Below are 23,667 nucleotides of genomic sequence, written 5' to 3'. Positions count from 1 at the left end.
CTGGGCCTGGAGACAAGGGCAATGGCGATGTGGGCCGTGCTGAAAGTCACGACAAACAGACTGGCCTCAGAGCATTGATGCGCTGAAGGCGGATCAGCGAGTCACCGTCACCACTTCCGGCACCAGCATCACTACCGCCGCATAGCCGGCCACCAGCAGGGTCAGGGCAATACCCAGGCCCAGGAACGGCCCCACATTCATGGCCCGGTGGTAAACGAAGCTCTGCGCAGCCAGTTGCCAACTTACCAGCACCAGATACAGCCCCTCGATCCAGCCCAGGGACTGCTCCGCACCCGCATTGATCGCCAGCAGTGGCAGGGTCACCAGGGTCAGCACCACATCGATGCCCACCAGCGACAGGGCTGTCTGCAACCAACGGCTCTGCAGCCCCTTGAACCCCAACAGCACAAAGATGCCGGCCAGAATCACCGTCATCGAGGTGAGCTGGCTGCTCAGCAACACCAGTACCGGCAGCGCCGTCTGCAAGCTGCCAACCAGCAGTTGCAGGGCACACCAGCCCAGCAACACCAGGCCCAGCAGGCTGGGCGAGTAGGGGGCGTTTTCGGGGCCGGCACGAAATATCGCCAGCCGCCAGAACAAAGTCATCAATGCAGTCATGGATCCTCCGGCGGGCTATTGTTCCAGAGCCGGGGCGAAATAGTAAGCAGCAACAAGCTACAAGCCTCAAGCTGCAACGCGAAAACCAGTGTAGCCATACGACGCACTCCTTCCCCGCTAGCATCACACTTAGCATCGCATCGCGGGCAGGGCATTGTCGGTGCCACCGAATCCACCCCGCGCCTTGTCACTTGCAGCTTGAAGCTTGTCGCTGCCTTTTCCCTGTCATCGTCCGACAACACCGGGTGTGTTTCATGGGCTCCTTCGCTAGAATGCACGCAAATTGAATCAAGGGGTCTCTCATGGCGCGTAAAAACGCTTTCTATGCTCAGTCCGGCGGTGTTACCGCTGTCATCAATGCTTCCGCCGCCGGCGTGATCGAAGCCGCCCGCGAAAACAAGGATGTCATCGGCAAGGTCTACGCCGGCCGTAATGGCATTATCGGCGCCCTCACCGAGGAGCTGATCGACACCAGCAAAGAAAGCAAAAGCGCCATCGACGCGCTCAAGCACACCCCTGGCGGCGCCTTCGGCTCCTGCCGCTACAAGCTGAAAGACCTGAAGACCTCGCAGCGCGAGTACGAGCGCCTGATCGAAGTGTTCAAGGCCCACAACATCGGCTACTTCTTCTACAACGGTGGTGGCGACTCCGCTGACACCTGCCTCAAGGTGTCCCAACTGTCCGAAAAGATGGGCTACCCGATCCAGGCGATCCACGTCCCCAAGACCGTGGACAACGATCTGCCCTTCACTGATGTCAGCCCGGGCTTCGGCTCCGTGGCCAAATACACTGCGGTAAGCTGCCGTGAGGCGGCTCTCGACGTGGCCAGCATGTGCGCCACCTCCACCAAGGTGTTCGTCATGGAAGTGATGGGCCGCCACGCCGGCTGGATCGCCGCCGCTGCCGGCCTGGCAAAGGAAGACAATGACGACGCCCCGCACCTGATCCTGTTCCCGGAAATTGCCTTCGACAAGGCCGCCTTCATGAAGAAGGTGCAGGCCACCGTGGAGAAGGTCGGCTACTGCGTGATCGTGGTTTCCGAAGGCGCCCGCTATGAAGACGGCACCTTCCTGGCTGACGCCGGCAACACCGACGCCTTCGGCCACAAGCAGCTCGGTGGCGTAGCCCCGGTGATCGCGCAGATGGTCAAAGACGAATTCGGCTACAAATACCACTGGGCTGTGAGCGACTACCTGCAACGGGCTGCCCGTCACATTGCCTCCGCCACCGATGTGGAACAGGCCTACGCCGTAGGCCGCGCCGCCGTGGAATTTGCCGTAGCCGGCAAAAACGCGGTGATGCCCACCATCGAGCGCAAGAAAACCAAGAAATACAGCTGGACCATTGGTGAAGCGCCACTGAAAAAAGTGGCCAACGTGGAAAAGAAAATGCCGCGCAAGTTCATCACCAAGGATGGCTTCGGCATCACCCCCAGCGCCCGTGAGTATCTGGCCCCGCTGATCGGCGGCGAGTCCTACCCGCCGTACAAGGATGGTCTGCCGCAATTCGCCAAGCTGAAACTGGCCCCGGTGGCCAAGAAGCTGAACGACGCGTTCGAGGTGTAAGCGCACCCCGATACGACAAACGCCCCGCATCGCGGGGCGTTTTTGTTTTAGCCTTCCAACCCCACTATGGAGCCCCCCTGTAGCTCGGAAAGGGATCGGGGAGCCTGCACTAGCCCTCCATCGCCGCCATGTCCATCCACATCATTTCCCACACATGCCCATCCGGATCCGCCAGGTTACGGTTATACATGAACCCCAGATCCTGAACCGGGTTGATATCTGCCGTGCCGCCATTGTCCGCAGCAGCCCTGTTCACGGCATCCACCGCATCACGACTGTCAAAGGACAGTGCCAACATCACTTCACTGGCAGAGGAAGGCGGAATCGGTCGATCTGTGAAGGTCCGCCACTTGCCGTGGGTCAGCAGCATTACATGGATGGCTTCACTCCACACCATGCAGGCGGCCGTCTCGTCGGTGAATTGCGGGTTGTTCTCGAAACCCAGGGCACTGTAAAACGCCATGGACGCTTGCAGGTCAGTTACGGGCAGGTTTACAAAGATCATTCTGGTCATGATGCTGTCTCCTAAGGGCGGGTTCACAACAACCTTGCGAGCTGTCATCACCTTATCGAACTGCCCTCGGCGCTTTCGACACAGCCATCACATTTTTTAGCAAGACGCTTCGCGCCTATAACGAATAAACCGCCTTCTCCGGACCCCACAAGCGGTCAATCTGCCGGCCAAATACCGCCAGTTCGCCACTGGTGTAAAACGTTTCATCCCCACTTTTACCGGCCTCTGCCAGCAACCCCTCGCACGTTAACCGCCGCACCACTTCACGAGCCACCGCCGACTCGGTACTGACAATCTGCACCCCGGGCCCAGCCACCTGGGCAATCCGCTCGGCCAGATAGTTATAGTGGGTGCAGCCCAGCACAATGGTGTCCGCGCCCTTATCCAGCAACGGGGCAATATAGCGGTTCAACAACACTGCGGTCTCCTCGTCATCAAAGCGCAACGCCTCAATCTGGCCAACCAGATCCGGACAGGGCTGTACCGCAATACTCACCGTACTGGAAAACCGCGCCGCCAGGGCGCTGAAGGAATGGGTCTGCAGGGTTCTGGGCGTGGCCAGCACTCCCACCACCCCGCTACGAGTCGCCAGCACGGCCGGCTTCACACCCGGCTCCACACCGATAATCGGCACCGACCAGGTGGCCCGTAGCTGCGCAATGGCAGAGGTGGTCGCGGTATTGCAAGCCACCACCACGGCTTTGGCCCCCTGCCCAAGCAGGAAGTCCGTCACCGTGTTCATTCGCTCCAGAATAAAGCCATCGGATTTGTCGCCATAGGGCGCATGACGGGAATCGGCCACATAGAGGATATCGTCGGCAGGCAGTAGCTCACGGACCTTCGCGGCCACGGAAAGGCCACCGATGCCGGAGTCGAAGATACCAATGGGACGGGAATGGGACATGGCAGAATCTGGGGGTCGGATTGATCTTGGCTGGATAGTGTACTCGACCGGGGCAGGAACCGGGAAAGATATGGGTTAGTCCTGGCTCTCTACCGCAAGCAATGATCCAGGAGGCCGCGGTTTATATGAAGAGAAACTTCAGTCTGCGGCCGCAAAATGCGCCATCTGGTCGGCATGGGCCTTCACAAAGGCCGGCCGAGCCTTGGCCCGGACCACATAGTCTCGACAGACGGGATAGTCGGCCAGGCCGTCAAAGCGGTCCACCAACCGCAGAACATCCGCCATCAGGATATCGGCGACAGAAAAGGTACTGACCAGCCACTGGCACTCCGTCAACACAGCCTCCATACGCTGCAGGCGAGCCTGGAGGAACGCCTCAATATGCTGCCGCCCAGGTGTGTCGACCGTGTCACTGGAGAACTGAAAAAGCGACCAGGGCAAACTCGCTGCTTCTACCGAGTTGAGGCCCGCAAATAGCCACTGGGTCACTTCACTTCTGCCTTGCGGATCGGCTGGCATCAACGCCTCACTACGCTCAGCCAGATGCAAAAGAATGGCACCGCTTTCGAAAATAGAAAGATTCCCATCAGCCAGCCAGGGCACCTGCCCGAAGGGTTGATGGGAAAAATGCTCGGCAGTCCGGTCTCGGAACGGCACGCTCTCTACACGGTAAGGCAAACCAGCTTCTTCCAGCGCCCAGCGAATGCGCAGATCACGGACATAGCCGCGAGGAACCTCGGGCACCCAATCGAATGTGGTGAGGATCATGTGGGTCATTGGTTACTCCTGCTCCCTGCACTATCAGCTATCTGGCGTTATTCAAATTTCCAGTAGGCGATTAATATAGATGCCGAACGATTCGGCATGCACCATTAAAACCGTGTTATTTGAACACGTGCGCAATTACGTCTTTCTGGTGGCTCCCCAACACGTCGTTATTGACGATAGTCACGCGCAGCAACCCGGACTCGCGGCGTGAAATTTTTATATCCGTAAATTAGCCAGAAGCCTCAATTACCTACAACGCTAATATAGCTGAGAGACGCCCTCAGTATTTCGTGTCATGGTCTTGCTACACTGGCAGCATGATGCGTTTCTTGGCGAGTTTGCTTGCGATGTTGCTGTCGCTGCCGGTTATGGCCGAAGGCGAAGGCGAAGGCGATAATGTAACAGTGCTGGTGGTACGCCATCGCTGGCATACCGGTATTGCCTTTCCGGCGGATCGGCTATCCCCTGCCCTGGCGTTTCTTGAACCGCACTTCAGTGATCCCACGTTCTACGAGTTCGGTTGGGGGGATGATGCCTTTTACCGACAGGATGACAGCTGGTGGCTGCGGGTTCGGGCCATGCTGTGGCCAACCCGATCAGCACTTCATGTGGTGGGGCTGGAGCGACATCCCGCTGAGTTGCCGCATACAGACCTGCAGGCGCTGTGTCTGCGCGGGGAACAGCTCCGCCAGCTACAGGAAAGCCTGGCCGGTTATTTCCGGCTGGATTCACAAGGCCAGCTGCCTGCCGGTGACCCCGGACTGTACGGGGACAGCCGTTTCTTCCCCGCCGAAGGCACCTTCTGGTTCGGCAACACCTGCAATACCTGGACAGACAAACGATTGCGGGATGCTGGGCTACCGCTACGACCCCTTTTTACTGTGACTGCCGGCCAGGTGTTAAGCCAGTTGCGGGACAGTGACTTCACCGGCGCTTGTCCGCCCGTCGATTAAATTAAACAAAATGGTTGAATGTTGGATCATTCACTCCTAAATTAAACCATATGGTTAAACTTAATGATCAACATCTTGATGCCGTCTTTGCCGCCCTGGCGGACCCGACACGCCGGGCCATGTTGCAACATCTGGAGCATGGCCCCTGCAGTGTGGGGGAACTGGCAGGGCCTTTCGACATGTCCTTCGCTGGCGCCTCCAAGCATGTGAAGGTGCTGGAGAAGGCCGGACTGGTAACCCGTGAGGTGCAGGGGCGTATCCATCACTGCCACCTGAACGCCACGCCTATGGCCGAGGCAGATGCCTGGCTGCAACGCTACCGGGTGTTCTGGAACGACAAGCTGGATGCTCTGGAGCAGGCGATAAAAGACGGAGACTGACATTCACACGACAAGGAGATCTGTCATGGAATCCGATGTGCAGTTCACCAACCCCACCACTCTGACGGTGGAACGCACCCTGCCCGGCCCCATCGAGCGTGTCTGGGCCTACCTTACCGAACCGGACAAGCGAGCTCGCTGGCTGGGCGGCGGTGCGCTCGGACAGTTTGTGGGTGGCGCGGTGGAAATCCATTTCCATAACCGGGATCTGTCAGAGGACAAACAGCCTGCTCCGCCCCAGTACAAACACATCGAAAATCAGGCCGCATTATCAGGCACCATCACCCGCTTCGAGCCGCCCCATGTGCTGGCCCATACCTGGGGCGACAATGAGGGAGAAGTGACCTTTGAGCTGACGGAAAAAGGAGACCAGGTACACCTGCTGCTTACCCATCGTCGGCTACCGGAGGATATGGAAACCCGCACCAGCGTGGCAGGTGGCTGGCATACTCATCTGGGCATCCTGGTCGAGGACCTGAACGGCTTGGCCCGCAGCGCCTTCTGGCCGCGCCATACGGAGCTGCAAGCCCACTACCGCAAACAGCTCGCAGGGTAATCCTGCGGGCGCTCCGGCAAAGGGAAGGAGGCAATATTATGAGCGCGCAACTCACCCTGCAGCTAATGTTCCAGGGCCAGGCTAACCAGGCTCTCACCTTGTACGCCAAAGTAATTCCCGGTTTTACCCTGATACGCAAAGACCTCTACGGGCCCCATGGACCCGGCAAGGAAGGCAGTGTTCATGAAGCCGTGTTTGCCATTGGTGATACCACAGTGCACTGCATCGACAGCCCGGTGGATCATGCATTTGCTTTTACGCCATCCACGTCGCTGTGTTTGACCCTGGATGACAGAACAGCCGTCGAGCATGTTTTCAGCGCCCTGGCAGAAAACGGCAAGCCGCTAATGCCGCTGGATGACTATGGATTCAACCCCTGCTTTGGCTGGCTGCAAGATCGTTTCGGTGTGTCCTGGCAGATCGCAGTGAAATCAGTGTAATGCCAGGCGCTTCTGCCATAACACTCCACAGAGTACGAGCAAGGCTGAAATATGGACCAGTCATCAACGTCTTTCAGGGAGCCAGATCTTCATCGCCGCGATGACATTGAAGACTTACCCGCAGGTGTTCAGACATTCTGGATTTCAATTCCAGCCAGTCGTATTCAGCTGAAATCCCAGCGATATGCTGCATGATGAGATGATCAAATTTTCGCAGATAAAAAAAGGCCGGCAAAAGCCGGCCTTAAATACTAGGAAAGGAGCAGGACGTTAGAGTTTCACGCCCAGGTGGTCCAGCGTCTGCATGGTCAGCTGACCGGAGGCCAAATCATTGTCCTTCTGGTAAGCGACCACAGCGGCGCGGGTCTTGGAGCCGTAGACACCATCAATCCACACCGGATCATAGCCTTTATCTTCCAGGGCTTTCTGGAGGCGGCGGACCACATCCTGGGTGGTGTTGGTTTCACAGAGGATTTCGCGCCATTCCATATCGGCATCGGTGACCTTGACCTGCTTGGGCACGTCCTTGTACACGGCGGGGATAACGGTTTTCTGCTCTTTCGGCGGCTCTACCTGCTTGACCACATCAACCGTGCTGTAGACTGCCGGCACGGTGACTGTTTCGGTGCGCGCGGGCTGATCAACCACTTTCTTGGTAACGGTCTTGTACACCGCAGGAATTTTTACTTCTTCGGTACGCTCGGGTTGTACCAGTTCCTTGCGGCTAACCGTCCTGTACTCCGCAGGCACTTCTACCAGACACATGATTTCCCCGGTAGAGTCGTCGATTTTCTCGATGGGCCCACGACCTTTTTTCCAGGTGGTATAGGCAGGCTTGACCAGCACTTGCTCGGTAACGGTTTTATATTCCGCCGGCTTGGTGATCAGCTTGGTGGTGGCTTCTTTCACCAGCACTTTCTCGGTCACGGTCTTGTAGGTGGCCGGAATCACTTTCAGCTTGTCATAGGCTTCGCTGACCAGCACCTGCTCCTGGACGGTTTCATAGCTGGCAGGAGTCGTTGTGATCTTGCTGTCTTCCTGGGACACCATGACCCGCTGCATCTCGGTCTTGTAGGTTTCCGGAATGACAACTCGCGCATAACAATGGCCAGGCTTGGCGTTAGGCGGAAGGAGCTGATTCCCGGAGCTCGCGGGCGCCGGCGCAGGCTGCTGCTCACTGGAACTCAGCGCAGCACGCAGCTGCTGGTTTTCCTGTTCCAGTTGCTGCTGCTGACTTTGCAGCGACTGATATTCGGCACTTTCCTGAACGGTCTGGTTGCTGGCACAACCGGTGGCAAGAGCGGCAATAATAGCCGGCAACATGAGACGATTAAGTTTCATAGTCTGTTCCCTTTTGACAGGCTTCCTTGATTTCATCAGGGACAAACAATGCGCAATTAAAATGACAGAAACAGTTACAAAGATGTAATTTTACAAAAAACCTTTTTGAAAATTATTTTTGCGGATTTCATTTGTAAAATAGTAAGCAAAAAACTTTTTATCTTTAAAAAACTTTTTGCTTACTGGCAGTAAAAAAACACAACAGCCATGCACGGGTGTGCCAACTATTTTCTACCGCCACCGTGCTCCAGAACATCTTCCACGTAGGCACGCTCTTCATTCAGGTCATCACTGACCACCGGCGCAGCCGGCAGAACCTGATTCAGAATCACCGCTACCAGTCCACACAGGCTGACCCCCTGCAAAGTGAAATCGCCATTGCCCATCACCATACCGCCGATACCGAAAATCAGCGTCACCGCGACGATAACCAGATTGCGCTGAGCATTGAGATCCACCTGCGCCTTGATCAATGTGCTCATGCCTACACTGGCGATGGAACCAAACATGAGAATCAGAATGCCACCCATGACCGGGGTAGGAATGCTCTGCAGCAACAAACCGAATTTGCCGATAAACGCCAGGCTGATGGCAAATAACGCAGTCCAGGTCATCACCACCGGGTTGAACACTTTCGTCAGCATCACCGCTCCGGTGACTTCCGAGTAAGTGGTATTAGGCGGGCCACCGAACAAGGCGGCCGCCATGCTGGCGATACCGTCGCCGGTGAGGGTGCGATGCAGGCCGGGTTTGCGGAGGTAATCCTTGCCGGTGACGCTGCTGATCGCCAGTACGTCACCCACATGCTCGATGGCCGGTGCCAGAGCCACAGGTACCATGAACAGGATCGCCTGCCACTGGAAGCTGGGCGCCACGAAGTCCGGCATAGCCAACCAGCCAGCCTGTTCTACCGCAGTAAAATCCACCATCCCCATCAGCAAGGCTGCCAGGTAACCACTAACCACACCGCAAAGAATCGGCAACAAGCGGAACAGGCCATGCCCCAAGGTTGCCACCAGCATGGTGGCCAACAGGGCCACCATGGACACCAGCAGCGCCTCGCCGTAGGGGAAAAGCCGCTCGGCACCATTGCCGGTCATGCCCATGGCGAAGTTCACCGCTGTGGGCGCCAGACTCAACCCGATCACCATAATGATGGGGCCGGTGACCACTGGCGGCATCAGCCGGTGCAGGAAGCCGGGTCCACGCCATTTCACCAGTGCTCCCAGCACCACATAGACCACGGCGGTACACAACAGCGCCCCCATGGTGGCAGAGACGCCCCACTGTTCGACACCGTGAGCAATAGGCGCCACAAACACAAAGGATGAGGCCAGGAACACCGGTACCGAACGGCGGGTAATCCACTGGAACAGCAGCGTGCCAAGACCGGCGGTAAACAGGGCGACACTGGGGTCCAGCCCGGTGATCAGCGGCATCAGCACCATGGCGCCGAAGGCCACGAACAGCATCTGCGCACCGATAAGGATAATTTTCCAGTTCCAGAATCCGGGCTGTTGCATGCCGGAGGCTCCTGTTTTGGCAGAAAGAGGATTAGCGGGTGCCGAAAATCTTGTCCCCGGCGTCGCCCAGGCCGGGGATGATATAGCCATCTTCATTGAGCCCCTGGTCCACCGAGGCGGTGTAAATCGCCACATCCGGGTGGGCAGCCTTTACCTTTTCAATGCCTTCCGGCGCCGCCACCAGCACCAGGGCACGGATCTGTTGGCAACCCGCCTTTTTCAGCATGTCGATGCAGGCGACCAGGGAGCCACCGGTGGCCAGCATGGGGTCCACCACTAGTGCCAGGCGTTCATCAATATCGTGGGCCAGCTTTTCAAAGTAGGCCACCGGCTCCAGAGTTTCCTCGTTGCGGTAGACCCCTACTACGCTGACCTTGGCGCTGGGGATGAGCTCCAACACTCCGTCGAGCATGCCGATGCCGGCACGCAGGATCGGCACCACCGTGACTTTCTTGCCTTTGATGCGCTGGGCCGGCGCCGGGCCCATCCAGGTGTCCACCTGATAATCCTCCAGCTCCAGATCGCTAGTGGCTTCATAGGTCAGCAGGCTGCCCACTTCTGCGGTGAGCTGGCGAAAACTGCGAGTGGACAGGCTTTGTTGGCGCAACAGGCCCAGCTTGTGTTTGACCAGAGGGTGGGTGATTTCGTGGACGGACATGGACACGCTCCTTGGCACCGGGTGGCGAAATACAGATGGCCAATATTGTGCCGTTTACGCGGCAAAAGTCACTGCCGTGCACCTGTCACTGTTCTCGGGACCACAGCGGTGGTAGCGTCAGAAAGTAAAAAGGAGAACCCGTGAGCAAAACCCTCGACGAGTTGTCAAAACAGGCGTTCGTATATGAATGTGCCAGCCGCGCCCTCGCGGCCAGTTTTTCCAACCCTGCAGCCAAGCCTTCTGTTGCCAGCATGGTGCGGGATGCGGAGAAGCTGTGGGACGAGTTGCAGGAATGGCAAACCCGACAGGAGTCAGAGTCATGAAACGTATCAGCCTGGGCCTACTAATGCTGCTGAGCATTCTCGCCACCCCACTTTGGGCGGCCGACAGTATCAGCATCAACGAGCTCAAACAGGCCATGCAGGCCGACCGGGCCCCCATCATCATTGATGTCCGTGACGAGGATGAGTACCTGGCCGGCCACATTCCCGGCGCCATCATGGTGCCGGCCAAGCAGATGGAGCAGCACCTGGATATGCTCAAGCAATACCGCAAGCAGGAAATCGTGCTGTACTGCGTATCCGGACGCCGCGCCAGCGCCGCTGCCACCGTGCTGGAGGACGCCGGTTTCAAGAAGGTGCGGCTGCTGGAGGGCAACTATCCCGGCTGGAGCGAAGCCCAATAACCCGCCCGGGAGCCCACCACGGGCTCCCTAACTCATTGACCATAAAGCCATTATCCTTACGCCTTCGGCTACGACTTTCCGCCATTAGCCGGGACCGCCTCGCATTGCTATAATCCGCGCCCACCACCAACCCTGTTTGAGAAGGATAGATCATGGATTTTGCTAAGGTTCCCGCCGGGAAAGAGATTCCGGAAGACATCTACGTGGTCATCGAGATCCCGGCCAACGCTGACCCGATCAAGTACGAGATCGACAAAGACAGCAACGCCGTATTCGTGGACCGCTTCATGGCAACCCCCATGTTCTATCCGGCCAACTATGGCTACATCCCCAACACCCTGTCCGAAGATGGCGACCCGCTGGACGTGCTGGTTGTGACCCCCTACCCGGTGGTTCCCGGCTCCGTGATCCGCTGCCGTCCCGTCGGCATCCTGAACATGACCGACGAAGCCGGTAAAGATGCCAAGCTGGTTGCCGTGCCGCATACCAAGCTGACCAAGATCTACGACAACGTGAAAGAGATCAACGATCTGCCCGAGCTGCTGCTGGCCCAGATCAAGCACTTCTTCGAGCACTACAAAGAGCTGGAAGCTGGCAAGTGGGTGAAGGTCGATGGCTGGGACGGCGCCGAAGCCGCCAAGGCCGAGATCCTGAAGTCTGTGGAAGCCTACGAAAAAGGGTAAGGCAAGCCACAAGCTTCAAGCTGCAACGCGAGATAGTGTCGTGGAGCAGCAAGCAAAGAGGCCGCGCCCAGATAATGGGCGCGGCCTTTTTTTCAGCTGCCTTGATAACCCCTGGCAGGCTCCGTGCGCGGGCACAGCGGAGCACTCCTCTCCAGCCCTTCCCGTGGCTTCTAGCTCTTAGCTTGTAGCTTGAAGCTTGTTGTTATCTCTGCTCCCGGTAGGCTCGCGGCGTCACCCCACTCCAGCGCTTGAACGCCTTGGAGAAGTTGGCCACATCGCTATACCCCAAGGAATAAGCCACCTCGCTGATGCTGTTATCCGGCTTCGCCAGCAGACGCTGCGCCTGACGATAACGCTCCTGATCCTGGAGTTGCCGGTAGCTGAGCCCGGATTGTTGCAGATGGCGCTTGAGGGTACGGGGTGACACCGACAGCTTTTCCGCCATGGCTTCCAGAGACAACAACGGCGCCGGCCGATCCTGCAGGGCACTACGGATACGCTCTGCCATAACGCCGTCTTCGTCGGTACGCCACTGACGGAACTCCAGCTCACACTGCTCCCTTGCCAGCGCCGCCACCTGCGGATCAGCCAGACGGGGGCGGGCAGCCAGTGCTGTCAGCGGAAATACCAGAGCGTCCTCATCCTGATCGAACAGAACCGGCACCCCCACCTCTTTTTTGAGCGTCGACAGATAGGCCGGCGCACTGCCCCGGCGGCGAATCTCCAGCCCTTCCGGCGGTGCATCCAATAACTGTTCGATCATGAACACCAATCCCACCAGCATGGCTTCGATAACAAAATCATGGGCCACACCCAGCGAAGCCGTACTGCGAAGTCGCAGATGGGCCAACTCGCCAAGACGACACTGATCAATCACCAGGAAAGGCGCCCGCAGACCGAGGAAGCGGCAAGCCGCATCCAGGGCATCCTGGGCGCTGGCGCTGGACAAGGCCAGCAGGCCAACCGGGCCATGCAGGGTGATGCTCATGGCCCGGGCATAACGGAACCCCAGCCCCTGCTCGCCGACCATGGCCACACCCCGCTCGGCCACGGTCTGGGCCAGGGACATGGATACCCGCCGGTCCGGAGCCAGTAACTCGTCGCGGCTCACCCCCTGCCCCGCCAGCAGAGACGGGGCATCCAGCCCCATGCCCGCCAGCACGTCATAGAGCAATACCACGTAAATACCCGGTATCCCGGCACTTCCCCAGGGACGGCCCGAACTCACCATTTGTTGGCCCTCCACGACAAGACCTTGACTGCAAGACTGAGCATAGTAGTTGTCATTGAACGATGTCATCAATGGCATTTGTACCAGGAGACACTGATGAATCTGAAGCTGGTGAAAAAAAAGCAGCGCCCTTCTGTGCCCATTATCCCCCGTCGCATGGGGTTTTCCTTCGACGGCATACAGCACGATGATTACTGGTTCGATAACGATCCGGTACTGACCCATCTGCTGAACATCCTGTCACTGACCTTTCCTGAGGGCGAGCGTTTCTTCGTGGATTCTGTTCGGGCCCTGCGTGACCAAGTAGAGGATAAGGATCGCCAGAAAGATATTTCCGGCTTTATTGGCCAGGAAGCCATGCACTCCCTGGAGCATCAGGCATTCAACGACCTGATTGCTGACGGCAAGTATGACGACATCGTTGCCCATGCCCTTGGCGTCACCAACAAGCTGTTGGCCGGTGCCCGCAAGTACATGAGCAAACGTCAGCAGCTGGCAGCTACCGCAGGCCTGGAGCACTTTACCGCCATTCTTGCCGACGCCATCCTGCGCCGCCCGGAGTTGCTGGAAAAGATGGACCCGGCAGTGCGTGACCTGTGGGTGTGGCACGCCATCGAAGAAACCGAACACAAGGCCGTCGCCTACGACTTGTACATGGATGTCAGCGGCAACTACCTGGAGCGCCAGCGACTGTTCCTCTCCAGCACCGCCTACCTGATCGGCTTCTCCAGCTACTTCACCTGGCAGATGCTCAAGCGCGACAATGCCCACCGCAAGCCCCTCACCCTGGCCAAAGGACTGTGGAAAGGGTTCGGCTACAAAGGCGTGATCAGCAGCATCATACCTGCCTGGTTCAGCTACCTGAAACCCGGCTTTCATCCCTGGGATGATGACAACAGCGCACTCATTGAAAAATGGCGAGCAAGCCTGCCACAGCCCAAGGAAAAGAACGCGGCGTGATTTAAGTTAACAGTTAATAGTGAATAGTTAACAGCTACGCGAACAATATTTGTTGTGTCTGAAACGCAAGAGGCCGCGCCCACAGGTTGGGCGCGGCCTCTTTGCTTTGGATAACCGCTAACGCTTTCCGCGCCGCTGTTAACTATTCACTATTAACTGTTAACTGCCTTCCTCACCCTTCCTGCAACAGTTTCCGCAGATCCACCAGTGCCGCATTGGCCCGCGACACATAGTTGGCCATCACCAGGGAATGGTTGGCCAGCATGCCAAAACCATCGCCGTTGAGAATCAGCGGACTCCACAGGGTTTCCTGGGTGGCTTCCAGTTCGCGCACCATCTGGCGGAAGCTGACGGTGGCGTTCTTTTTCCGTAACACCTCGGCGAAATCCACCTCGGCGGCTCGCATCAACTGGGTCAGCGCCCAGGTTGCGCCCCGTGCTTCGTAAAACGCATCGTCGATCTTCAACCAGGGCGTTTTCACAAAGTCTTCCTTATTACCTGGCTTGGCAACGGACTCGGCACTGCCCACATCCATGTTCAGCTCACTGCGCCCCACACTCTGGCTCAGTTTCAGGCTCAGGGAACCCAGCCGGCTCTGCACTTCGTTGAGCCAGTAATTGAGGTTATCCGCCCGGGCATAGAATTTGCCGTCGCCTTCGTTGGCATCGGTAAGGCGATCCAGGTAGCTCTGCAGCGCCTTGATACCCCGGCGGTATTCACTTTCCGTGGCCGGCATGGCCCAGCTTTGCGCATCAAAGTTGAATTGAGGCTCGGCAATGGCCAGATCGCGGTCTTCCTGACTCTGGGACTGGGAGCGGCTCATATCCCGACGCAGCACCCGGGTAAAATCACGCACCTGCACCAGTACGCCGTATTCCCAGGCTGGCATGTTATCCATCCACAGACGGTGGGGCAGGATATCGTTACTGAGATAGCCTCCCGGCTTGGACAGCAAGGTGTCGGAAACGAAGATAAGTTCACGGGCAATGGTTTCCCCGGCGACCGCGTTCTCTCGACTGGGCAATTCACGCAGATCAGGCTCCTGGCTCCAGTACCAGCTCAGCAGAACATCCACCAGCAGTAGTAGCCCCAGCAACCACAGAATCCCTTTCCAAATCCGGTTATGGCGGGGGTCGAGCATGGCGTCACCCATTTTTTCGCTGAATTTTTCGTTACTCATGATCACTCCCAAGATCCATCTGCGAATCACTATACAATAGGCCGACGGTGAAAACTCAAATCTCCAGCAGGCTGTTGAAAAGCCTGCTACGCCCGGCCAGAAATATGCACCGCCCGGGTCGACACCCTTTGCCTTCTGCCCGCCCACTGGCGAGAATAGCGGCCCGACGCCACTGCGCTGCCGGGCTTTGCGGGTTACAGCCAATGAAACTTCCCGCCCTTTTGTGCATCGAAGCAGTGGCCATCATAGGAGACAGGCATGCGATCAGCTTGGCAACCGCTACTTTTCATTATTGCGCTTTTCCCGGTGTGGGCGGGTGCCAGTGATCTGTTCGGGGACGCCCCTTTACCCACCGTGGACGAAGCCATCCAGCTTGTCACTGATGCAGACTGGGACAACCAGCAACTGCTGCTGGATTTCGAGCTGATCGATGACGTTTACCTCTATCAGCACCGTTTCGGCTTCAGCCTGCGTGACCAGAACGGCAACGTGCTGGAGGATTTCGCTGACTATGCCCTGCCCCCCGGCAAGGACAAGACCGACGAGATTTTCGGGGATGTGGAGGTGTATTACGACCGTCTCTCCCTGACCTTGCCGGTTAACAGCGTGCCGCTGGTGGCGACCGAGCTGGAGGTGCGCTATCAGGGCTGTATCGAGGACACCCTGTGCTACCCGCCCACCAAAAAAGTCATCCCGCTGGCCAACCCGTCACCAGCAAAAAAGTCTCCGGCCGCGACCGCGGCCACTCCCCCTGAGTCCGCCAGCCCCCGCGATGATGACGGCGGCTTTCTCAGCACCCTGCAATCCGAAGACGCCAATGCCTTTAACCGGTGGATGACCGACCGCTCTCTGGGCCTGATTATCGGCCTGTTCTTCGTGGGCGGCCTGCTGCTGGCGTTCACGCCTTGTGTCTTCCCCATGGTGCCGATCCTCTCCGGGATCATCGCCGGCGAAAAGGAGCCCAGTGCCAGTCGCGGCTTTGTGCTTAGCACCAGTTATGTGCTGGGCATGGCGGTGCCCTATACCCTGGCCGGGCTGCTGGTGGCGGTATTTGGGGCCGGCTTGAACCTTCAGGTCCTGCTGCAACAACCGGCGGCCATCATTACCTCCACGGTGATCTTCGTGTTGCTGGCGCTGTCCATGTTTGGTCTCTACGAGCTGCAACTGCCCGCCTTTCTGCGTAACAAGCTGCACCAGCCCGGCGACAGCAAGCGCGGCAGCCTGTTCGGTGCCGCTATCATGGGCACCATCTCCGCCCTGGTGGTGTCTCCCTGTGTCACCCCGATTCTGGCCGGCGCACTGATCTATGTAGCCGCCAGCGGTGATGCCCTCACCGGAGCGGCGTCCCTGTTCGCCCTGTCCATGGGTATGGGCCTGCCACTGATCATCTTTGGCACCGGCGGCGGCAGCCTGCTGCCCCGGGCCGGAATGTGGATGGAAGAAATCAAACGCTTCTTCGGCGTGGTCATGCTCGGGGTGGCCATCTGGCTGCTGGATCGCATCATCAGCGGCACCATTACCCTGGGCCTTTACGGCTTGCTTCTGGCGGTCTACGGCGTGCAGCTCGGCGCCCTGGAAGCCGCCGGCGAGGGGCTCGCCCGGCTCAAGCGCGGCATTGCCCTGGTGCTGGCCCTGTATGGCTCGGTGATGATTGTCGGCGCGCTCAGTGGCGGTGACGATCCACTGCAACCCCTGGCCCCGATGACGCAATCGGCACCGGCAGCTGCCACTGCCAACACCCCGGGGGATCATGGCCCCTGGCAAACCATCCTGGGCCGCGACAATCTCAACGCCGCCCTGGCCGATTCCCGCCAGGCAGGCAACCCGGTGCTGGTGGATTTCTTTGCCGAGTGGTGCGTGGCCTGCAAGGTACTGGAGGAAACCACCCTCAGCGACCCGCAGGTACTCGCCGCCATGAAAGACTTCGATCTTTATCGGGTGGATATTACCGAGATCAGTGCGGACAGCCAGGCGATCATGGAGCAATACAACATCCTCGGCCTGCCGGCGCTGGTGTTCTTTACCCCCGCAGGCACGGAGCTGCCTGAATCGCGGGTACTGGGGGAAATGAAACCGGAACGGTTTCTGGAGCACCTGAACAAGCGTGTCATGCCGGGGCTGTAACAGGATCGCTCTACGTAGCCGCTGTAGGAGCGGCGCTCTCCCGCCCGAACAAAAATCGTGAAACAGTACCGATTGCACGGCATCTTCCGGTAACTTGTAACGAATGTTGTAAAACCCTTTTTTCTGTCATGATTTCCCCCTAATATTGCACAAGTGCCAGAAACGCCGGGATAACCGGTGCTTTTCCTGCACGTTCACGGCAAATAACGACAAATTCCCCAGGGGGACCTGTTTTGGCTTCCATTCTGGTCTTACACGGCCCAAACCTGAACCTGCTCGGCACCCGCGAGCCGGACAAGTACGGCCATACCACCCTGGCCGATATCAACCAGCAATTGCAGGCCCAGGCCGGCGATGCAGGCCACCACCTGCAGCATCTGCAAAGCAACGCGGAATACGAGCTGGTTGAACGGATCCACGATGCCCGCACCGAAGGCATCGACTTCATCATCATCAATCCGGCGGCATTCACCCATACCAGCGTGGCCCTGCGTGACGCCCTGCTGGCGGTGGACATCCCCTTTATCGAGGTGCACTTGTCGAACGTGCATGCCCGGGAAAGTTTCCGCCATCATTCCTATTTTTCCGATATTGCCCGGGGCGTGATCTGCGGGCTCGGCGCAACTGGCTACCCGCTGGCGCTGACCGCCGCCCTTGAACAACTGGATGGTTAATACATGGATATTCGCAAGGTAAAGAAACTGATTGAGCTGCTGGAGGAATCCGGCATTGAAGAGCTGGAGATCTGTGAGGGAGAAGAGTCCGTGCGCATCAGTCGCGGCTCGCGTCACCCTGCAGCGCCGGCCCATTACTATGCCGCCCCACAGGCCGCCGCGCCCGCTCCGGCTCCTGCCCCTGCTGCCGCTGCTGAAACACCGGCACCGGCTGACAACACCCCCAGCGGTCATCTGGTGCGCTCGCCCATGGTTGGCACTTTCTATCGCTCACCGTCACCGGGAGCCTCGTCCTTTGTCGAGGTAGGCAAGAAAGTCCAGGCTGGTGACGTACTGTGCATCGTCGAAGCCATGAAGATGATGAACCAGATCGAAGCGGACAAATCCGGCACCATTGATGCCATCCTTGTGGAAGACGGCGAACCGGTTGAGTTCGATCAGCCTCTGTTCTCCATCGTTTAACGGAGGCATCTCATGCTGGAAAAGGTTGTCATTGCCAACCGCGGCGAAATCGCCCTGCGCATCCTGCGCGCTTGCAAGGAGCTGGGCATTCGCACCGTGGCGGTTTATTCCAAGGCGGACCGGGATCTGATGCACGTGCGACTGGCCGACGAAGCGGTCTGCATCGGCCCGGCCTCGTCCACCGAGTCCTACCTGAACATCCCGGCGATCATCAGTGCGGCGGAAGTGACCGACGCCGATGGCATTCACCCCGGTTACGGCTTCCTCGCCGAAAACGCGGATTTTGCCGAAAGCGTGGAACGCTCCGGCTTCACCTTTATCGGCCCCAAGGCGGACACCATTCGCCTGATGGGCAACAAGGTGGCCGCCATTGAGGCCATGAAAAAGGCCGGCGTTCCCACCGTACCCGGCTCCGACGGCCCCCTGGGTGACGACGGCGATGCGTCACTGGCCATGGCCGAGAAGATCGGCTACCCGGTGATCATCAAGGCCGCCGCCGGCGGCGGTGGCCGTGGCATGCGCGTAGTGGAAGAAGCCAAGCACCTGCTCAACGCCATCACCCTGACCCGCTCCGAAGCCAAGAACGCCTTCGGCGACGCCACTGTCTACATGGAAAAATTCCTGCAGAAGCCCCGTCACGTGGAAGTGCAGGTACTGGCAGACGGCGCCGGCCACGCCATTCATCTGGGCGACCGGGACTGCTCCCTGCAACGTCGTCACCAGAAAGTGGTGGAAGAAGCACCGGCGCCTGGCATTCCCCAGCACCTGAAAGACGAAGTGGCCGAGCGTTGCGTCAACGCCTGCAAGGAAATCAATTATCGGGGTGCCGGCACCTTCGAGTTCCTCTACGAAAATGAAGGTTTCTACTTCATTGAGATGAACACCCGCGTGCAGGTGGAACACCCGGTCACCGAAATGATCACCGGTGTGGACATCGTCAAGGAACAGCTGCGTATCGCCAGCGACGAAGGCCTGCAATTGCAGCAGTCCGACGTAACGTTCCTGGGCCATGCCATCGAGGTGCGTATCAACGCCGAAGACCCGGTGCGCTTCACACCCTGCCCCGGCAAGATCACCTATTTCCATGCCCCTGGCGGTAATGGCGTGCGGGTAGATTCCCATATCTACAGCGGCTACACCGTGCCCCCCTATTACGACTCCCTGATCGGCAAGCTGATCACCTGGGGCGAAAATCGCGAGATCGCCTTCGCCCGCATGAAAAATGCGCTGGACGAAATCGTGGTGGAAGGCATCAAGACCAATGTGGAGCTGCACCGCAACAAGATCTTCAAGGACAAGGCCTTTATTGCCGGCGGGGTGGATATCCACCACCTGGAGAAAAAACTGGGAAGCAGTGAATAGTTAACAATGAACAGTGAATAGCTCGCGTTCACCGTTAGCTGTTATATTACCCCCTGAGGCCGCGCCCATACCCTGTGCGCGGCCTCATGCGTTCTGAATAACGACCGCATCTCTCGCGCAGCTATTCACTGTTAACTGTTCACTATTAACTAGAGCGAAGCGACAACATGGCCTGGCTCCAGCTACACCTTGCCACCACCGAAGCCCACGCCGATGCCTTTCAGTCCGCACTGGAAGATATGGGAGCTTGTGCGGTCACCCTGACTGATGGCGCCGATCAGCCGGTGTTTGAACCGCCTCCCGGTGCCCGCCCGCTGTGGCAAAACATCGTGGTCAGCGCCCTGTTCGATGCGGACCGTGACCCGGCATTGATCCTCGCCGCCCTGCAACAACAGGGGCTGGACGCCCAGGCACACCACCACGAAACACTGGATGACCAGGTCTGGGAACGGGCCTGGATGGATGACTTCGCCCCCATGCGCTTTGGCGAACGGCTGTGGATCGTCCCCAGCTGGAGCGAGTCACCGGATCCGCAGGCAGTGAACCTGAAGTTGGACCCGGGGCTGGCCTTCGGCACCGGCACCCACGAAACCACGGCATTGTGCCTGGAATGGCTGGATCGGGCCGACCTGCACGGCAAGACGGTGCTGGATTTCGGCTGTGGCTCCGGGGTGCTGGCCATTGCTGCCCTGCTGCTGGGCGCCGGCAATGCCACCGGCACCGACATCGACCCCCAGGCACTCACCGCCAGCGAGGATAATGCCCGCAATAACGGTGTGGCCGACGGGCTCAGCCTCTACCTGCCGGAAAATCTGCCGGCGGATTACCGCTGTGATGTACTGGTCGCCAATATCCTGGCCGGCCCCCTGGTGGAACTGGCCGACCAGCTTGCCGGTTATTGTCGCGCCGGGGCCAGCCTTGCCCTGTCCGGCATTCTTGCCGAGCAGGCAGAATCGGTACGCAGCGCCTATGCCCCCTGGTTCGACCTGAACCCCACCACCCAACAGGGCGACTGGGTGCGAATTGACGGGGTGCGCCGTAACACCTGAATTCATTGATTCAGGTAAAACTGAGTGACAGGTCCTTGCGGCCTGTCCTGCTTTTTCTGTAAAACATACCTGACTCATCTGCACGCGTTTTCTGGATTCCAGGGCTGCGTAAAGTGTTCCGTGAAAGCCCGGTGCGTGTAGCGTGTTGCGTCTCGTCCAATAACAATCAGGCGAAAGCCATGGCCGCCCAATACAAGACCCGCTGCCCGCACTGTGCAGCCCAGTTCAAGATTACCGAAGAACACCTGAAGCAGGCCCGCGGCGCGGTTCGCTGCGGCTCATGCCTGCAGATTTTTCAGGCCAGTGACTACCTGATTGATCCGCCCCCCGCCCAGGAAGAACCCGCCGGCGACCGCTGGGCCGGAGCCCTGGAAAGCGAAAGCGCCAGCGTGCCGGATAGTGACGAACAAACCTTCGGCGATGACGATGACGGCGCCTCCTCGGGCTCCAGCATCGAGGGCATGGAGCTGAGCGACTCTTTCATCAATCTGGATGAAGATGCCGCCGACTCCGGTCTCGGCGAAGACTTCTCCGATATGCAGGGCGCCGGTCGCGCCAGCCACAACGAGAATGCCGACGAGGCCTGGGCCGAAGCCCTGCTCAAGGAACTGGAAGACGACGAGGACCAGCCAGCAAAGCAGGAAGCCCGTCAGCCCGCCAGCTTTGGCCCCCGGGAAAGCCAGGCAGACAAACGCAAAGCGCCTTCACCGCCGCCAGAGACCAAAAAGAAACCGGCCCCCAAACCACCCAAGGATGACGACGAAGACGATTTCTTCGGCGGCCTGGACCTGTTTGGTGACGACCTGACCGAGGAGCCGGTGCCGCTGTCCCGGCCGGTACGCGAACGCGACGCCCCCTTCCGCCAACAGCGCGACTGGGGCGGCCTGCTCAAGTGGAGCGGCCTGTCCGTGCTGGCCCTGGTGGTATTGGTAGGGCAATACGCCTACTTCAATTTCGACGACCTGGCCCGCAGCCCGCAATGGCGGCCGCTCTACCAACAGGCCTGCGGCGTGCTTGGCTGTCGGCTACCCAACCGCACCGACATCAGCAAGCTGCGCGGCGCCAACCTGGTAGTGCGTAGCCACCCGGATTACGCCAACGCCCTGATCGTGGATGCCATCCTGTTCAATGAAGCCCGCTACCCGCAACCCTTTCCGGAGCTGGAACTGAGCTTCAGTGCCCTCAACGGCAATCCGGTAGCCAGCCGTCGCTTCAGCCCGGCGGAATACCTGCGTGGCGACCTGACCAACCTGGAGGCCATGCCGGTGAACACCCCGCTGCACATCTCCCTGGAAATCGTCGATCCTGGCGAGCAGGCGGTAAACTATAACCTGCGTCTGCTGCCGGCGGTGGAGACTCAGGAACGGGTGAGCCAGCGCTAACGCCCCTGTGCCGTCTGCCGCAGGAACAGCGTGTAACAAGGTACGGGTGGCGAAAGGCCAGGGTGACTTTTCGGCACCCGTGCCTCACTGCTCAGTAGCCAGCAACCATCGAAATAGCAGCACCGCATGTAATCCTGGGTGGAATCGCGCATTTTTTACCCTGCGCCCTTTCATCCCCGCGTTCCGCTCACTATCATTAGCCCCCCTTTGACACATGCCATCCCGACCCTATGCAGATCGGCCCATATACCTTGCCCAATTCGCTGATTCTGGCCCCCATGGCCGGCGTCACGGATCGCCCTTTCCGGCGTTTGTGCCGGGATCTGGGCGCAGGTCTGCTGGTATCGGAAATGGTGACCTCGGACACCCGTCTGTGGAACTCTCGAAAGTCACGCCAACGGCTTGATCACAGTGGTGAACCCGGCCCGGTGTCGGTACAGATTGCCGGCGGCGAGCCGACAATGCTGGCCGATGCGGCCCGCGCCAATGTGGATCATGGCGCCCAGATCATTGATATCAATATGGGCTGCCCGGCAAAGAAAGTGTGCAAACGCGCCGCAGGCTCTGCCCTGCTGGCTGACCCGGACCTGGTGGCCCGCATCCTGGATGCCGTCGTCGCTGCCGTGGACGTCCCGGTGACCCTGAAGATTCGAACCGGGCCCGATCGCGACCATCGCAATGCGTTGGAGATCGCCCGTATCGCGGAAGCGGCGGGCATTCAGGCCCTGGCCATCCATGGCCGCACCCGTGCCGACAAGTTCAACGGTGACGCCGAGTACGCCTCCATCGCCCAGGTGGTGGCCGCGGTGAATATTCCGGTTATGGCTAACGGTGACGTGGATAGCCCGGAAAAAGCTAAACGGGTACTGGAATCCACCGGCGCGGGTGGTATCATGATCGGCCGCGCTGCACAGGGGAACCCGTGGATCTTCCGGGATACCCTGCATTACCTCGAGCACGGCTCGCTACCCGCAGCGCCGTTCGTAACGGAAGTCCACGATTGTGTGCAACAGCACCTCGCCGAACTCCACCAGTTCTACGGAGAGTTCATGGGAGTGCGTATCGCACGCAAGCATCTGGGCTGGTATACGCAAAACCTGCCCGGAGGGGAAGACTTCCGGCGCGGATTTAACACACTGGAAAATGCCGCCGATCAACGGCTGGCAATCGAGCAGTTTTTCCAACAGATAAACGCCACGACCGACCGGGTACGATTCGGTTGTTATGGCGAGGTGTCTGCCCGGAAGAAAAACGGAGCCTTGGCCGCATGACCCTTTCTTCAGTTAACACAGCCGCTGCACGGACACTTACTGAAATGAACACCGCAGAAGCACGAAAGCCGCACCTGACCATTGCGCGCAGCGAAACCCACGACACTCTGCGCAATTGTGTGCGACGTTCGTTAAACGATTATTTCAACCAGCTGGACGGTGAGGCCGTAAGCGAACTCTACCCGATGGTACTGGCGGAAATGGAAATCCCGCTGCTTGAGAAAGTGCTCGAGTACACCCGCGGCAACCAGACCAAGGCCGCCGAGCTGCTGGGCCTGAACCGCGGCACCCTGCGCAAGAAGCTCAAGCAGTACGGTCTGCTCTAAGCACGACCACAGCGATAAAGGGCAGTCCTTACTGCCCTTTTTTTGTTTTTAAATGAAC

26 protein-coding genes are annotated in these 23,667 nt (G+C 58.8%); 17 read left to right on the top strand and 9 right to left on the bottom strand.

Translation table 11 applies throughout. From position 1 onward, the window contains the following. Positions 1-93 precede the first annotated feature (93 nt). Positions 94-618 (bottom strand): hypothetical protein, encoded by a 525-nt coding sequence (locus Q0Y02_RS15275; protein ID WP_272962911.1) that lies wholly within the window; start codon positions 616-618, stop codon positions 94-96. Between the two features lie 302 nt (positions 619-920). On the opposite strand from Q0Y02_RS15275, the gene Q0Y02_RS15270 reads away from it, so the two are divergent. Next, positions 921-2,183 (top strand): 6-phosphofructokinase, encoded by a 1,263-nt coding sequence (locus Q0Y02_RS15270; RefSeq protein WP_297770352.1) that lies wholly within the window; start codon positions 921-923, stop codon positions 2,181-2,183. Between the two features lie 109 nt (positions 2,184-2,292). Here the strand turns inward: Q0Y02_RS15270 and Q0Y02_RS15265 are convergent, their stop codons facing one another. The 3 genes from Q0Y02_RS15265 to Q0Y02_RS15255 form a co-directional block, all read right to left on the bottom strand. After that, positions 2,293-2,697: a VOC family protein gene (locus Q0Y02_RS15265; protein WP_297770351.1), complete on the bottom strand. Its 405-nt coding sequence runs from the start codon at positions 2,695-2,697 to the stop codon at positions 2,293-2,295. 115 nt (positions 2,698-2,812) lie between these two features. Then, positions 2,813-3,601 (bottom strand): glutamate racemase, encoded by a 789-nt coding sequence (gene murI / locus Q0Y02_RS15260; RefSeq protein WP_297770348.1) that lies wholly within the window; start codon positions 3,599-3,601, stop codon positions 2,813-2,815. Between the two features lie 138 nt (positions 3,602-3,739). Beyond that, positions 3,740-4,378: a glutathione S-transferase family protein gene (locus Q0Y02_RS15255; protein WP_297770345.1), complete on the bottom strand. Its 639-nt coding sequence runs from the start codon at positions 4,376-4,378 to the stop codon at positions 3,740-3,742. 320 nt (positions 4,379-4,698) lie between these two features. Here Q0Y02_RS15255 and Q0Y02_RS15250 point away from each other — a divergent pair, with 320 nt between their 5' ends. Genes Q0Y02_RS15250 through Q0Y02_RS15235 form a run of 4 tightly spaced genes read left to right on the top strand, consistent with a single transcriptional unit; the run spans position 4,699 to position 6,698 of the window. Further along, a complete protein-coding gene (locus Q0Y02_RS15250) occupies positions 4,699-5,322 on the top strand; it encodes a DUF2459 domain-containing protein (protein ID WP_297770342.1) in 624 nt (207 codons plus the stop codon). 50 nt (positions 5,323-5,372) lie between these two features. Continuing rightward, a complete protein-coding gene (locus Q0Y02_RS15245) occupies positions 5,373-5,702 on the top strand; it encodes a metalloregulator ArsR/SmtB family transcription factor (protein ID WP_297770339.1) in 330 nt (109 codons plus the stop codon). 25 nt (positions 5,703-5,727) lie between these two features. Then, positions 5,728-6,258: an SRPBCC family protein gene (locus Q0Y02_RS15240; protein WP_297770336.1), complete on the top strand. Its 531-nt coding sequence runs from the start codon at positions 5,728-5,730 to the stop codon at positions 6,256-6,258. A gap of 38 nt (positions 6,259-6,296) precedes the next feature. Continuing rightward, positions 6,297-6,698 (top strand): VOC family protein, encoded by a 402-nt coding sequence (locus Q0Y02_RS15235; RefSeq protein WP_297770333.1) that lies wholly within the window; start codon positions 6,297-6,299, stop codon positions 6,696-6,698. A 270-nt stretch (positions 6,699-6,968) separates the two neighbouring features. Here the strand turns inward: Q0Y02_RS15235 and Q0Y02_RS15230 are convergent, their stop codons facing one another. From Q0Y02_RS15230 to upp, 3 genes are all read right to left on the bottom strand, one after another. Further along, a complete protein-coding gene (locus Q0Y02_RS15230) occupies positions 6,969-8,039 on the bottom strand; it encodes a peptidoglycan-binding domain-containing protein (protein ID WP_297770330.1) in 1,071 nt (356 codons plus the stop codon). A 224-nt stretch (positions 8,040-8,263) separates the two neighbouring features. After that, positions 8,264-9,562, bottom strand: a complete 1,299-nt coding sequence (locus Q0Y02_RS15225) for a uracil-xanthine permease family protein (RefSeq protein ID WP_297770327.1) — start codon at positions 9,560-9,562, stop codon at positions 8,264-8,266. Between the two features lie 31 nt (positions 9,563-9,593). Next, positions 9,594-10,220 carry a uracil phosphoribosyltransferase gene (gene upp / locus Q0Y02_RS15220; RefSeq protein ID WP_297770324.1) on the bottom strand — a complete coding sequence of 209 codons (627 nt, stop codon included), beginning with the start codon at positions 10,218-10,220 and terminating at the stop codon, positions 9,594-9,596. 140 nt (positions 10,221-10,360) lie between these two features. Between upp and Q0Y02_RS15215 the strand changes: the two genes are divergently transcribed. The 3 genes from Q0Y02_RS15215 to ppa all read left to right on the top strand — a co-directional run bounded on the left by Q0Y02_RS15215 (position 10,361) and on the right by ppa (position 11,588). Beyond that, entirely contained in the window at positions 10,361-10,543 is a 183-nt protein-coding gene (locus tag Q0Y02_RS15215) for a hypothetical protein (RefSeq protein ID WP_290509341.1), read from the top strand. Further along, on the top strand, positions 10,540-10,905 hold the full coding sequence (locus Q0Y02_RS15210; protein WP_297770318.1) for a rhodanese-like domain-containing protein: 366 nt from the start codon (positions 10,540-10,542) through the stop codon (positions 10,903-10,905). Before Q0Y02_RS15215 ends, Q0Y02_RS15210 begins: the two co-directional genes overlap by 4 nt. A gap of 152 nt (positions 10,906-11,057) precedes the next feature. Then, positions 11,058-11,588: an inorganic diphosphatase gene (ppa, locus tag Q0Y02_RS15205; RefSeq protein ID WP_297770315.1), complete on the top strand. Its 531-nt coding sequence runs from the start codon at positions 11,058-11,060 to the stop codon at positions 11,586-11,588. A 202-nt stretch (positions 11,589-11,790) separates the two neighbouring features. Here ppa and Q0Y02_RS15200 read toward each other — a convergent pair whose 3' ends face one another. Further along, a complete protein-coding gene (locus Q0Y02_RS15200; RefSeq protein ID WP_297770312.1) occupies positions 11,791-12,819 on the bottom strand; it encodes an AraC family transcriptional regulator in 1,029 nt (342 codons plus the stop codon). A gap of 96 nt (positions 12,820-12,915) precedes the next feature. On the opposite strand from Q0Y02_RS15200, the gene Q0Y02_RS15195 reads away from it, so the two are divergent. After that, positions 12,916-13,779 (top strand): metal-dependent hydrolase, encoded by an 864-nt coding sequence (locus Q0Y02_RS15195; RefSeq protein ID WP_297770309.1) that lies wholly within the window; start codon positions 12,916-12,918, stop codon positions 13,777-13,779. A 172-nt stretch (positions 13,780-13,951) separates the two neighbouring features. Here the strand turns inward: Q0Y02_RS15195 and Q0Y02_RS15190 are convergent, their stop codons facing one another. Further along, the gene (locus Q0Y02_RS15190) at positions 13,952-14,959 is read right to left on the bottom strand and encodes a DUF2333 family protein (protein ID WP_297770305.1); all 1,008 of its coding nucleotides are present in this window, start codon (positions 14,957-14,959) and stop codon (positions 13,952-13,954) included. Positions 14,960-15,217: 258 nt separating this feature from the next. Between Q0Y02_RS15190 and dsbD the strand changes: the two genes are divergently transcribed. The 8 genes from dsbD to fis all read left to right on the top strand — a co-directional run bounded on the left by dsbD (position 15,218) and on the right by fis (position 23,609). Beyond that, positions 15,218-17,083 (top strand): protein-disulfide reductase DsbD, encoded by a 1,866-nt coding sequence (gene dsbD, locus Q0Y02_RS15185; RefSeq protein WP_297770302.1) that lies wholly within the window; start codon positions 15,218-15,220, stop codon positions 17,081-17,083. A gap of 233 nt (positions 17,084-17,316) precedes the next feature. Continuing rightward, positions 17,317-17,757: a type II 3-dehydroquinate dehydratase gene (aroQ, locus tag Q0Y02_RS15180; RefSeq protein WP_297770299.1), complete on the top strand. Its 441-nt coding sequence runs from the start codon at positions 17,317-17,319 to the stop codon at positions 17,755-17,757. A 3-nt stretch (positions 17,758-17,760) separates the two neighbouring features. After that, on the top strand, positions 17,761-18,219 hold the full coding sequence (gene accB / locus Q0Y02_RS15175; RefSeq protein ID WP_297770296.1) for an acetyl-CoA carboxylase biotin carboxyl carrier protein: 459 nt from the start codon (positions 17,761-17,763) through the stop codon (positions 18,217-18,219). 12 nt (positions 18,220-18,231) lie between these two features. Next, entirely contained in the window at positions 18,232-19,581 is a 1,350-nt protein-coding gene (accC, locus tag Q0Y02_RS15170; RefSeq protein ID WP_297770293.1) for an acetyl-CoA carboxylase biotin carboxylase subunit, read from the top strand. A gap of 167 nt (positions 19,582-19,748) precedes the next feature. Further along, positions 19,749-20,630, top strand: a complete 882-nt coding sequence (gene prmA, locus Q0Y02_RS15165) for a 50S ribosomal protein L11 methyltransferase (protein ID WP_297770290.1) — start codon at positions 19,749-19,751, stop codon at positions 20,628-20,630. Positions 20,631-20,809: 179 nt separating this feature from the next. Further along, the gene (locus tag Q0Y02_RS15160; protein ID WP_297770287.1) at positions 20,810-22,012 is read left to right on the top strand and encodes a DUF3426 domain-containing protein; all 1,203 of its coding nucleotides are present in this window, start codon (positions 20,810-20,812) and stop codon (positions 22,010-22,012) included. 230 nt (positions 22,013-22,242) lie between these two features. Continuing rightward, entirely contained in the window at positions 22,243-23,283 is a 1,041-nt protein-coding gene (gene dusB / locus Q0Y02_RS15155) for a tRNA dihydrouridine synthase DusB (RefSeq protein ID WP_297770285.1), read from the top strand. A gap of 44 nt (positions 23,284-23,327) precedes the next feature. Further along, a complete protein-coding gene (fis, locus tag Q0Y02_RS15150; RefSeq protein ID WP_035250194.1) occupies positions 23,328-23,609 on the top strand; it encodes a DNA-binding transcriptional regulator Fis in 282 nt (93 codons plus the stop codon). Positions 23,610-23,667: the final 58 nt, after the last annotated feature.

This window comes from uncultured Alcanivorax sp. (assembly GCF_947258575.1).
Classification (GTDB): domain Bacteria; phylum Pseudomonadota; class Gammaproteobacteria; order Pseudomonadales; family Alcanivoracaceae; genus Alcanivorax.
This window is presented reverse-complemented; position numbering and strand designations above follow the sequence as displayed.